Here is a 12469-nt window from a genome sequence, read left to right as displayed (position 1 = left end):
TCAGTGCTCGTCCGCGCCAGCCAGACGGCCACGGTGCAGCACCACTTTTTCTGCCAGTCGCTCGGCCACTCTCGGGCTGTGGGTGACCATCAACAACGTCGTCGGACTGTCGTCGAGCAGTTCCAGCAACAACTTCAGCACTTCATCGCTGGTGGCTTCATCGAGGCTGCCGGTGGGTTCATCGGCCAGCAGCAGTTTAGGTTGCGACGCCAGCGCCCGGCCCAGCGCGACTCGCTGTTGCTGGCCGCCGGACAACTGCTCGGGATAACGCCGCAGCACATCGCCCAGGCCCAGGCGCTTGACCAGATGCGCCTGCCAGCGCGCATCATGCCGCCCCGCCAGCCGCGCCTGGAACGCCAGATTGTCCTCCACGCGCAAACTGCCGATCAGGTTGAACTGCTGGAACACCAGGCCGATTTCGGTGCGTCGCCAGTTCGCCAGTTGCCCTTCACTCATCCGTTCAAGCTGATGCTCACCACTGCGAATGCTGCCGCTATCGACCTTGTCCAGCCCGGCGATCAAGTGCAGCAAGGTGCTTTTGCCGCTGCCCGACTCGCCCATCAGCGCCAGGCTGCTGCCGGATTTCAGCGTCAGGTCGACACCTTGCAGCACCGACAGCGGACCTTGCGGAGTGGCGTAGCTTTTGAAAACGCCTTGGACCGAAAGCATGGGTGAACCTGTTTGAGGGGCGTGGGGAAAAGGATAGCTGCAGCGAAACTGGAGTTGGGGCAGATTTCAGGTTTGCGTTGCACGTTAGGGCCTCATCGCGAGCAGGCTCGCTCCCACATTGGATCTTCGTTGTGCCAAAGATCAAGGTGGGAGCGAGCCTGCTCGCGATAGGGGCAACTCATTTTCGGCTCAAAAACTCAGCACTTCACCCCCACCCACGTAAAACACAACGGCAACTGCGCCTCTCGTTGCTGATACTGATCATAAATCTCCTCCCGGTTGGAGTGCGGATACTCCTTGAAGTGGCTGATCTGCAACCCCGCTTCGATGGCGCCGGTAAACATCTCGCTGAGGGTGTGGACGAACCAGTAGGACGTCGCGGCCTGCTGTTCGACCTTGCCTTCGTAGACGATCGGCTGGTCCTGCACGAAAGGTTCGCGGCGGAAGTACGAAGTGACCGGGCGAAAGGGATCGTCTGATTCGGGGTCGAACAATTCCAGGAACGGGTGGGTTTCGTACACCACCAACGCCCCGCCGGGCTTGAGGGTGCGGGCGACGTGGTGGAAGAATTCGCCAATGTCCGGCATCCAGCCCAATACGCCGATGGTGATCAGGGCCACATCGAACCGGTGGTGCAGTTCACTCGGCAGGTGATGAATGTCGGCCTCGACGAATTCAGGCGCGTGCGGCGAGCGGGAAGCCAGTTCCCGCGCCTGATCGAGAAACGCCGCGGACTGGTCAACGCCGACGACGCTGCGGGCACCGAGCGCAAACAGTGAAAGACTTTCGCGGCCGTTGTTGCAGCCCAGTTGCACCACGTCCTTGCCGTCGACACCGACCGGCTCCAGCACGCCTCGCAATGTGTCGTCGATGCAGCAGAAATCGCCCAGTGCCACAGCCTTCAACAGTGACGGCCATTCGGGATTGTCTTTGTGGTGTCGGGCAGAGTCATTCCACGCATCGCGGTTGCTGGCGATGGCTTTTTCTTTGGTCAGCATTTCCATTGCACGCTCCAGAACTCGGGTTTATCAGACCGGCCCGAGTCTAGATCAGCGTTTTTGAAAAACCCATGTAGCGTTTGTTGGAATGTTGTAAGCCGGCAACGCCCCCGTACGGCAGCTATAGTTAATGGCCTTGGGGAATTGCGGGACAACCGATTTCGCAGGTGCAGCCATGAAACACACCGATTTGACGCTGTTGCTCATCTTCTGCCTGACCGCCACCACGGGGGTTCACGCGGATGACAACCTGACGCCGCCGTCCGGGTACAGCAGCGAGTTCAACTATTACGGCGAAAACCAGCCGTTCGCCCACCCCGTTCCGCCGACGCTGAGCACGGTGCCACCGCGCTCGTACATTCCCACGGCGCCGCAGGATTTCATCCCGATCTCCAGCGAGCACGTGTTCTCCGACTCACGGTTGCCGACCGTCGCGGATGCCACCGTCCGGGTGTTCATCCGCTCCTATGACCCGGAACTCGGCGTCTACGTGAACGAAGAAGTCGTCGACCCGACGTGCCTGCTGGCCTGCCTCAGTCGACAGGGCCAGGCGACGCCCGTCTACCACTGACGTTTGTCCGGGCGGGCGAGGCCGAGTTTTTCGATACGGTAACGCAGCATGTCGCGGCTCAAACCCAGCAACCGTGCGGACTTGGTGACGTTCCAGTCGGTCTTGTCGAGCATCTTGCGCACCATGTCGCGCTCGACCTCCGGCAGGTTCATCGACTCGTTGCCGTTGTACGCCGGGCGCACTTCGTTATGGGGCGCCTCGGGCATCGCCACCGGCTCGTCCACCAGGCTCAGGCAGACGTTCAACTGGTGCGCGGCGATGGTGTCGTACTGGGCCAGCAGCACGGTTTGTTCGAGCATGTTGCGCAACTCGCGCACGTTGCCCGGCCAGCTGTAGCTCATGAGCAATTCTTCGGCCTGTTCGCTGAAATGCAGGTTCGGTTTGCCATAGCGTTTGCCGTGGATGGCGAGGAAGTGCCGGGCCAGCAACAGGACGTCTTCGCCACGGGTATAAAGGCGCGGCACCTTGATCGAAATGATGCGCAAACGGAAGAACAGGTCGCGGCGGAACTTGCCCTGCTGGACCATTTGTTCAAGGTTGCAATTGGTTGCGCTGATCACCCGCAAATCGACCTTGCGCTCCTTCACCGAACCGACCCGGCGAATGGTCCGGTCTTCCAGCAGCTTCAGCAGTTTGGCTTGCAGCAGCAGGTCCATTTCCCCGACTTCATCGAGAAACAAGGTGCCGCCATCCGCCGCTTCCACAAGGCCGACGCGACGGTCCTTGGCGTCGGTGAATGCCCCCTTCTCGTGGCCGAACAGCTCCGACTCCACGAGGTTGGAGGGAATCGACGCGCAGTTGAATTCAATGAACGGGCCCTTGCTGCGCGGGCCGTCGAAATGCAGCGCGCGGGCCACCAGTTCCTTGCCGGTACCCGTCTCGCCTTCCACCAGCACCGGCGGCAAATCGGCGTTGGCCATCCGGCGCTCGGCATCGAGCAACTGGCCGATGGTGTTTTTCAGAAAGACCATGGGCCCCGATTCGCCGATCAACGCCTGCACCCCCGACTTCTGCGCTTCGCGTTCCTGATAGAACGACAGCGTGCGCTCCATCCGCTCGGTGGCCAGGGCCTTGTCCAGCAACAGCTTGAGTTCCGGCAGCGCCACCGGTTTGGTGACGTAATGGAACGCACCTTCTTTCATCGCCACCACGGCGTCTTCGACATTGCCGTAGCCGGTCATCATGATCACTTTCAGGTCCGGCGCGCTGATACGCAGCTTCTGGATCAGATCGTGACCGCTCATGCCCGGCAACGAGTTGTCGGTCAGTACGACGTCCGGGGCAAACGTGTTCATTTGCTTCAGCGCATCTTCAGCCGAGTGGCAGACCGTCACCTCGAAGTCTTTGCGTTCCAGGTAGGTCTGAAGATTCCCGGCGAGGATTTCGTCATCCTCGACCAGCAGAATGCTGTACCCCATATTCCCCTCCCGTTGCCACTTTGAAGTTCAGACAAACGCGGGTTCCTTCCTGCTCTTGGCTGGTCAGTTCGACCGAACCTTCAAAACGCTCCATTATTCTTTTGACCAGGGCCAGGCCCACACCCAACCCGCCTTGTTTGGTGGTGAAAAACGGTTTGAAAACCATTTGTTGCTGCTGTTTGGTCATGCCCTTGCCGGTATCGCTCAGGGTCATGCGCAAGAGTCCGGACTGCGGCGACTCGATATCGATGCTCAGCACGCCGCCCTTGGGCATGGCTTCCAGGGCATTGGCGAACAGGCTATTGAGAATTTGCGTGAGCAGCACCTGTTGGCTGACGACCGGTGGGCAAACCTGCGGCGTGAACCGGACTTCGACACCGGAGCGCTTGATCAGCGCGTCAAAGGCACTCAGGGTGTCGTCGATGGCCAGCACCAGGTCTACGGTTTCGTAGTCGTCATTCACCGGCCGCAACGACACCAGCAACTCGCGAACCCAGCGCGACATGCGATCGACCTGGTTGATGATGTCGCCAATGTTCTTCTGCGCGCTCTGACTGGCGATTTCCTGGGCCAGTTCGGCGCTGGAGCGAATGTTCGCCAGCGGGTTGCGCAGACTGTGGGCCACGGCCGAAGACATTTCCCCCAGCGCGACGAAGGTTTCGTTGGCGATCAGCTGTTTCTGCTGACTCTCGATCAGCTTCGCCGCACGCCGCACAATCCAGAACAGCCCCAAGTAGATGGCGGCACCACCGAGCACGGTGGCCAGCCAGATGGCCTTGAAACCGCGCTGGATACGTTCAACCAGATCAGTAGGCTCCTTGTAGACCTCGACCATGGCGATGACTTTGCTTTTGTCGGCGTTGAACATCGGGATGTAGTTTTCAACGAACAGGTACTGGGGCTCGTGCAACAGTTTTTGTTCGGGACGTTCTTCATCGACTTCGTGGTAGCTGGTGGAAACGGGCTCCTTCATTTCGAAAGATTCGTCCAGTTCATCGTCGTCTTCGATACGTACGCCGATCAGCTCCGGGTTGGTCGACCAGACCACGGTGCGATCCTGGGCATACACCGTGGCCAACAGCAGGTCCGGCAGGTTCGCCACATGATCGAGAAACTCGATGCGCGCCGCAGCACGTGCGCCCGGGTTCACGTCGGGATGGGCGTTATCCAGGCGAGAATCGAGCATTTCGCCCATGGTTCTTTCCGGGGAAATCGATGCGTGGCGAATTTCGGCAGCACCGATGGCCTGGATAAATTGCGCGGTCAGCATGGAATCGCGCTCGATGCTCTCCTCCACCACGAAACGGGTGGAGATGTACCCCAGCCCCGCCGCCACGGCGGCAATGATCAAAAAACTGGCAAAGGAAAACCAGCGCAGCAGATTGAACTCGCCACGCCAGCTCGTGCATTCCCCCGCCGGAAGGTTCGACGGAGCAGGTACTTTTTGTTGTTCGAGTATCTGCATGGTGGGTCCTGAATTCGGTACTGGCTTGAAGCCTATTCAGTGGCGTTTCGCATCAGTGTAGGTGTCATTGATCGAGTCGGCGGTTCAATGATAGTAATTCGCCGCTATGGCACCTGCGCCGCTTGCAACGATTGCTGACGATCGGTTTCCTCCTGCAAAAAATCAATGATGGACTGCGCCGCTTTCTCATCCAGGCGCAGGTTTGGCATCGGGATTTTGTCGAAGCGTTGAAACAGTTCCAGCGCAATCGGGTCTTTTTCGGCCAGCATGCGATCCGGTTCTCGGATCCAGCGATTGAGCCAGGCGGGATCGCGCACACGGGTTACGCCGATCAGGTCCGGGCCGATGGCGCGCATGCCGATGCCCTGCCCGTCTTGCGGCCCGAGGCTGTGGCACGAGGCGCAACGGGTGCGAAACAACTCTTCGCCGTTGCTCGGCGGGCGGATCTCGGGCGCATCGGCATAATTTTCTTCAACACTGGGTTGCTTCCAGTTCTGCAAGGTATTGGCCAACTGATCGGCGAGGATCCATGGGTTCTCGAACGGTGAGGCTTTCATCCAGCGACCGGTGGCCTGGTTGCCGACGATCAGGCTCAGGTTGTGGTCCTTGCTGCGACCGTTGTCGACGCCCTCGATGAACAGCCCGAGCTTTTTGCGCAGGTCGGTGACGGCCTCGAACTCCCCGGTGAGGAACTGCCAGCCCGGTCCGACTTTGAAGCGCTGCGCGTAGGCCTTGAGCACCTCGGGTGTATCGCTCAAAGGATCGATGCTGATCGAGTAGAAAAAAATGTCCTGGCCGACCCGGGGCCCCAATAACTGCTGCACCTGACGCAGGCGCGCGGTTTCCAGCGGGCAGGAATCGCTGCACGTGGTGAAGATGAAGTTGATCACCACCACTTTGCCTTTGATCATGTCATCGAAAAAACGCACCTGCCGACCGTCCTGGTCGGTCAGCAAGGTGTTGGGAAAGTAATCGCGCCCCCAGGGTGTCGCCGAATCCGTCGGCGACGGCGACAGTGCGCCTTCATGAGCGAGCAGCACCTGGCTGGCCAGCAGAAACGTCACCAGTACCAGAATCAGGTGCATACCCAGTGCGCGGGAGCGCGGCGTGTGCAGTGTCATGTCGGCTCCCCTGCGGATCATGGCTTGATCACCACTTGTGGGCCGTAGCCATCGCCGGTGCGGAAGGTTGGCAGTGCAGCAGAGTTCACGTAGCGCACGCCATCCCAACTCGGCAGCGGAACCGGCATCAATTGCAGTTGCCCCGGTTTCTCAACGTCCCAACGCAGCAACATGGAGTTGTCCTCATGTTGAGTGTTGTGGCAGTGCTCCATGTACGTCCCGGCAAATTCGCGGAAGTGGATCGCAATCTCGACGCTGTCCAGGCCGTCCTTTTCCGGACCGATGCGGTACACGTCCTTACGTGCCCATTTTTCCCATTCCGGTGGTAGCTTGCCGCCGCGACTGAGGATGATCCCCTCCTCGAAGTGCACGTGAACCGGGTGGCTCCAGCCCTCGCCGCCGAGCTTGATGTTCCACACTTCCAGCGTACCGAAGCCCGTGGCGCCGGCATCGGTCGGACCGGAGGCCAGTTTGGTCGAGACGTTCAGCCGACGAGGGTCCATTCTGAAACCGAAACCGCCGTCGGTCTTGATTGTCCACGGCGCCGAATCGGTGCCGTCGGAACGACCGAAGGTGAAGGTGCGATGACGGGCCTTGGCCAGCAGCGCCTTGTCGGCCACATTATCGCGGTGAATTTTCAGCGGGATCATCACCAGGCCTTCAGCCTTGCCCGGTTTGGCCGGCTCATAGGCCGCCGGGTCCATGGCCAGGTCCTGACCGGTATAGGCCTTGACGTTGAATTGCAACACTTTGCCTATCGCCGGATCACCATCCTCCCACTTCGGCCCCTTGCTGGATTGCCTGATGACGGCCTTGTACTTCTCGGACAGCACGTCAGCCAGGGCGACGGGTTCTTCCGGGCCCTTGCCGTCTTCGTGCACCAGTAGGTTGACGAAGAACAGCTTGTCGCCCGCCTTGACCCCGTTTTTCGAGAAGTTGACGATGATGTCGAAACGTTCGGCGATGCCCATGGTTGGCAGGATCGCGTTGTGATTTTGAGTATCGCCGTCGGCATCCAGGTCCATGGTGCCGTCGAACGGCACGGCGTGTTCCATGATATTGCCGTCGTTGGCAATCATGTGGAACGGCACGCGGGCGTACGACAAGCCTGACCCGACAGGCCCTGGGAACTCGCCACCGGTGCCCTTGATCTCGCGCACCAGCGCCAGTTTGAAGTAGCGCGATACCGAGCCATTGAGCATGCGGAACCGATAGCTGCGGGCGCGCACATCCAGGACCGGTTTCCACTGCCAGTTGACCAGCACCTGATCACCGAGGAAGCCGTCGGTATTGAACGGGTTAAACCACAGTTGACCGTTCTTGTCCCACGCTTTATCGGCAAACAGCAGGTTGACGTCGTAGTCGCGGTTGCCCCAAGGCAAGGCGTTGCCACTGGGTAAACGCAGGTTGACGCCGTCATTCACCGCTTCATTGCCACGGTCCAGGGCGCTGTAGTAGTTCATCATCGCCGCGTTGCCCTTGTAGACGTTCTGCGCGGTGAAATCGAGCATGTGGTCGTGAAACCAGTGGGTGCTCATGGTTTCGCGCCAGTCGCCGCGGATCTTGATCGTGCCGTTGTCGCAGGTCTTGCGGCTGGGGATGAGGTCGTTGGTCCACAGGGTTTCGCCCGGCGAGCACGGAAAAGCTGCACGTGGGTCCTCAGCCTTGGTGTTGATGCTGTCGTAGCCGGCCAACTGGATCGGCCAGCGGTAGTCGTAGAATTGCCCGGGGAAGAAAAATGCGTTGGCATAACCGTCGCTTTCCGCCGGTTGGTGACCGTTGTGTTCGTGGGTGCTGAGGGTGTGCAGACCAAAACCCATGTTCGCCGACGGGTCGATCGGCAAGGCGTTGTAATGGCGCATCAGCACGGGTTGTCCGTAACGCACCATGAGCAATTTTGGCGGCAAGGTGCCGTCGAAGGTCCAGACCGATTTGTGGTTCTGCACCGGCATTTTCGGGTGAAAACGCGCATCGACGCCTTTGGCGGTGCCTACGGTCGTCGGCAGGCCAGCCACATTGTAATAGAGGCCACCGGGGCCAAACTCGCCCATGGCATAGCGGTGCATCTGACGACTGTCACGCAACCCGGTATTCACCCGTGCGCCGGATTGCACAGTCTTGTAGGCGATCTGCGGGTAAAACTCGTTCCAGCGCTGGTGCGACCAGCCTTTTCCTGGTGGACGGCCTTCAGCCGACGAACCGATACGCCGGTTGAGGAAAAATTCGATCTGCTTCTGCCAAGGGTTGCGGTCGACCACGTTGGAATAATGGCTGGGGAACGGGGTCAGTCCGGGTTGCCGCATAAAAGCGTCGAGCGCCGCACTCGGCGGAGCGCTGCGAGCGACGCTGGTGGGATCCTGTTGCGGCAGCGGGCCGATGGCGGCCGGTGGAAACGGCAACTGCGCCGCCGGGGTGGTGGGGTCGAGTTTTTCCGGACCGAACTCTTCGAACAGCACCAGTTGCTGAGTGAACGGCAGAGCACCGTACAACGGGCTGGGTTTGCCGTTGGTAGGGTAATTGAAGCTGGTCTGTATCGCCGGCGGAAGGACGTTTTCCTTGAGCGGGGTCTCTCGGGTACCTTTGACGCCAGCCGGCAAGTCGAAGGCATCCAGGTTGGCGGGGGGCATGGTCAAAATGGCGTTCAAGGCACCTGCTTTGTCAGCCGGCTCGTCGTGATACGCCGAAGGATCGGACGGTCCCGGCTGCCCCTCGTCGTCGATCGGGCTGGCGCGCAGGCTCGTTGTACTGAGCGTCATGGCCACAAAGACGCTCAGGGGCGTCAGGAGACCAAACCATTTGCAGGGGTGCAGCGCTTTTCTGTCCATCACCAGCCGCCTCGAAGTCGTGAAGGGGGTAATGGGGGTTTTGCAAGGAGCTCGCCAGACTTACAACAGCCTGTACAAACGCACTAATGTTCGTGGAAACAATGGCTTATCAACATCAATGTGCCACGCCCCAAAAAACGACTGGGGAATGACACCCGCAACCGGGGAAAGTTCGTCCCCATTTCAGGGACTGCGTTGGAACGATAGGCGAACACTTGTGCCCTCGCCCTCGCGACTGTCCAGGCTCACCGTACCGCCGCAGCGCTCCATAATCCGCTTGACCAGTACGAGCCCGACGCCGAGCCCGCCTTGCTTGGTGGTGAAAAACGGCCGGAAAGCCATGCTGCGCTGTTCCTCGTTCATGCCTCTGCCGGTATCGCTCACCACCACGCTGACGTCTCGGGCATCCGGCTCCAGAATGACGGTGAGCGTGCCGCCCTGGTCCATGGCCTCCAGCGCGTTGGCCAGCAGACGGTTGAGTATCTGCGTCAACTGCATCTGCTGGCTCAGGACCATGGGCGTGTCCTTCGGCTCGAACACCACATGAACGCAGGCCTTGGCGATCTGCTGCTCGAAGGCCATGAGGCTGTCGTGCACCGCCGCCACCAGGTTCACCGGTTCCGGTTCATCGGTGAGCGGGCGCAAGGATTGCAGCAATTCCCTGACCCACGTCGACATGCGATCGACCTGACCGATGATGTCGTTGATGTTTTGGTGCGCCGGGCCATTGTCGAACTCCAGCGCCAGTTCGGCACTGGAGCGAATGGTCGCCAACGGGTTACGCAAACTGTGGGCCACCGCCGATGACATCTCACCCAGGGCGACAAAGGTTTCGTTGGTGATCAATTGTTTTTGTTGCGCCGCCAACAGGATCGCCGCACGCCGCACGATCCAGTACAGCCCCAGATAAATCAGCCCGCCGCCCAGTGCGGTGGCCAGCCATATCAGCACCAGACCGCGCTCCATGCGGCTGATCAGGTCCTCGGGTTCCTTGTAGATCTCGACCATCGCCGTGACGTGCTCGCCGTCGGCATCGAACAGCGGAACGTAGTTTTCGATGAAGATGAATTCCGGCGGCGTGACGAACTTTTGCTCCATGCGTGACTTGTCGACGTCGTGATAACTGGCCGACACAGCCGTCCTGGAGACGAATGCGCGCTCAAGGTCTTCGTCGGCATGGATCGTGGTGCCCATCAATGCCGGGTTGGTCGACCAGATCACCATGCGGTCGGGGGCGTAGATGTTGGCAAGGATCACGTCAGGCAAGTGCTCGATGTGGTCGAGAAATTCGCCCCGGGCGTTGGCGCGGGCCATCGGGTCTACGTCGGGGAAATCCTTGTCTTTGCGCGGGTCCAGCAGCTCGCCCATGCTGCGCACATTGGGAATCGAGACGTGGCGCACCTCGGTCAAGGCAATCGTCTGAATGAACTGTGAGGTCAGCAATGCATCGCGTTGCACGCTCTCGGTAATCACAAATCGCGTGGACACAGCCCCCAGCGCCACCGCCACCGTACCAATCACCGCCATGCTGATGAGGGAAAACCAGCGCAGCAGATTGAACGGTTGCTTTCGCGAGCTCAAGCGCACATCGCCCTCTTCGGACTGGAGCGTTTGTGTGGGCATGTTCATGGGCGTACTTCCCGGCGATTCCCCCCATTGGTTATAGCCCACGGTCAGGCATTTGCCCGGTATTGGGTGTTGACGTGACGACCCCCTGTTGGATCCATCACTCGATACACGCGTAACCGTTCGGCAACCACAAATGCCGTGGCTTTGACTTTGCGCCCTGGCACGAGCACAGTCTGGCGCTACGTGAGGATGGATGCCTCGGTGAGGCTTAAGGAGAATGCCATGTTTCCGATCAACGTCTGGTTTGCCTACACGGCCGCGTGCTTGCTGTTGGTAATCGCACCAGGCCCGGACAATCTGCTGGCCGTAGGCCGTGGACTCAGTCAGGGCAGGATTGCCGCTATCGTCTCGGGCATGGCCTCCGGGGCGGGAATTCTCTTTCATGTGGCAACCGCTTCGCTGGGGCTGACGTTGCTTATGCAGACGTCCGCCGTTGCCTTCTGGGTCGTCAAGCTTATCGGTGCCGGTTATTTACTGTGGCTTGGCATAAAAGTCCTGCGTTCTCGCAGCCTGATCAGCTTTCAGCCAGCGGCCCGGCAATCACTGCCGAGCATTTTCCTCACGGGATTCCTCTCGGCAGCTCTGAATCCGAAGCCTGGTTTTTTCGTCCTTGCGTTCATCCCGCAGTTCGTCGATCCACAACGCGGCTCGGTGAGTGTGCAGATGCTGGTGTACGGCATCTGGTTCGCCGCACTTACGGCAGTGGGATTCGCACTTATGGGCGTATTTGCCACGGCGCTGTCCGGTTTTTTGCGTCAGAGGCCACGGCTGATAAATGGCCTGAACGTAGGGGCAGGACTCACCTTCGTTGCTTCGGGCGTATCGATAGCGGCGCTCAGTCAAAAATAGGGTCCGTGTAGGCGCGCGCGGGGCCGCCAACCCTGAAGAGATATCCGATGTTTTCCGCGATGTTTAGCAATGCCTGCTTATGTTTAACGACGCTTGTTTAAAAACACTTTGTGTTACTTCGCGCAGGCTACAACGCCTTGCGCCATTGCCTACGCTTGCGCCAGAATCCGCCGGCTTGTGCGCCTTGATCTTGGGCTTTATCGTTTTCCGGTCGCTGAAAAATACAGCGATGGGGTTTGGTAGCCCGGTTCAATTAGGCGCATTGCGTCACTGTTAGCAGACCTTTTTAGTCTCTGTTTTATGGTGGCCATGCGCAGGGCTCCCTCGGGGGCGCCGGGTTCCTAATTACCGGTCTACCAACCCGCGTATGGCCGCCACCCATCGTTTGGTAGCGAGGGTGAAGGCTCCTTTTTTAATTAGGAGTACCTGTAATGTTCAAAGTAACGCCCAATCCACCGGACACCGATCCGGCATCGCCGCAAGACAATCCCGATTCAGAAGCACATCGCGAAGCTGTCAATCGCGCCCTCGATTTCTACTTCAACCCTGCCGCCTAAAACGCTCACATCAAATCCACTCCGCGAACACCCACCACCCTGTTCATCGTCAACCCGGAGCTCGATACCGAAACCCTGTTGGCCCATGCGTGTGAATCCCTGGCATCGGCCAATGTCATGGCGACGGACCTGGCGGATCAACTGGACGGAACATGCCGCAACTCCCTGCTGGGGATTGCGCAAGTCATCATGCTGGGCGAGTTGGCGGTGAATCGGGCGCTGGATCAATTAGCCCCCACCGAGTAGCGACTGCGTCCAGCTGTCTGTAGGAGCAAGCTTGCTCGCGATGGATTCACGATCGCCGCGCTTATCCAGATAACACGCGTCTTCGTTAGCGCCCATCGCGAGCAAGCTTGCTCCTACAGGT

The 12469-nt window shown here is 59.6% G+C and carries 9 protein-coding genes and 1 pseudogene; 3 read left to right on the top strand and 7 right to left on the bottom strand.

The window, feature by feature from the left end; translation table 11 throughout:
• Positions 1-669: an ABC transporter ATP-binding protein gene (locus KGB24_RS08635; protein WP_223415163.1), complete on the bottom strand. Its 669-nt coding sequence runs from the start codon at positions 667-669 to the stop codon at positions 1-3.
• Between the two features lie 197 nt (positions 670-866).
• On the bottom strand, positions 867-1673 hold the full coding sequence (locus KGB24_RS08630) for a class I SAM-dependent methyltransferase (protein WP_223415162.1): 807 nt from the start codon (positions 1671-1673) through the stop codon (positions 867-869).
• Between the two features lie 169 nt (positions 1674-1842).
• Here KGB24_RS08630 and KGB24_RS08625 point away from each other — a divergent pair, with 169 nt between their 5' ends.
• The gene (locus tag KGB24_RS08625) at positions 1843-2238 is read left to right on the top strand and encodes a hypothetical protein (protein WP_223415161.1); all 396 of its coding nucleotides are present in this window, start codon (positions 1843-1845) and stop codon (positions 2236-2238) included.
• On the opposite strand, the gene KGB24_RS08620 is transcribed toward KGB24_RS08625, so the two are convergent.
• The 5 genes from KGB24_RS08620 to KGB24_RS08600 all read right to left on the bottom strand — a co-directional run bounded on the left by KGB24_RS08620 (position 2229) and on the right by KGB24_RS08600 (position 10696).
• On the bottom strand, positions 2229-3656 hold the full coding sequence (locus KGB24_RS08620) for a sigma-54-dependent transcriptional regulator (protein ID WP_207286177.1): 1428 nt from the start codon (positions 3654-3656) through the stop codon (positions 2229-2231). The two genes, KGB24_RS08625 and KGB24_RS08620, sit on opposite strands and share 10 nt — an antisense overlap.
• A complete protein-coding gene (locus tag KGB24_RS08615) occupies positions 3625-5121 on the bottom strand; it encodes a sensor histidine kinase (protein ID WP_008034155.1) in 1497 nt (498 codons plus the stop codon). Before KGB24_RS08615 ends, KGB24_RS08620 begins: the two co-directional genes overlap by 32 nt.
• Positions 5122-5225: 104 nt before the next feature.
• On the bottom strand, positions 5226-6242 hold the full coding sequence (locus tag KGB24_RS08610; RefSeq protein WP_223415160.1) for an SCO family protein: 1017 nt from the start codon (positions 6240-6242) through the stop codon (positions 5226-5228).
• Between the two features lie 17 nt (positions 6243-6259).
• Entirely contained in the window at positions 6260-9067 is a 2808-nt protein-coding gene (locus tag KGB24_RS08605; protein WP_008034158.1) for a multicopper oxidase domain-containing protein, read from the bottom strand.
• Positions 9068-9250: 183 nt separating this feature from the next.
• Entirely contained in the window at positions 9251-10696 is a 1446-nt protein-coding gene (locus tag KGB24_RS08600; protein ID WP_223415159.1) for a sensor histidine kinase, read from the bottom strand.
• Between the two features lie 222 nt (positions 10697-10918).
• On the opposite strand from KGB24_RS08600, the gene KGB24_RS08595 reads away from it, so the two are divergent.
• Both KGB24_RS08595 and KGB24_RS08590 read left to right on the top strand, forming a co-directional pair.
• Positions 10919-11545 (top strand): LysE family translocator, encoded by a 627-nt coding sequence (locus KGB24_RS08595; RefSeq protein WP_223415158.1) that lies wholly within the window; start codon positions 10919-10921, stop codon positions 11543-11545.
• A 431-nt stretch (positions 11546-11976) separates the two neighbouring features.
• Positions 11977-12348: pseudogene (locus KGB24_RS08590) on the top strand (DUF6124 family protein).
• The last annotated feature ends 121 nt before the right edge of the window (positions 12349-12469 follow it).

It is taken from the genome of Pseudomonas sp. BF-RE-25, from assembly GCF_019956105.1.
Taxonomy (GTDB): Bacteria; Pseudomonadota; Gammaproteobacteria; order Pseudomonadales; family Pseudomonadaceae; genus Aquipseudomonas; species Aquipseudomonas migulae.
This window is presented reverse-complemented; position numbering and strand designations above follow the sequence as displayed.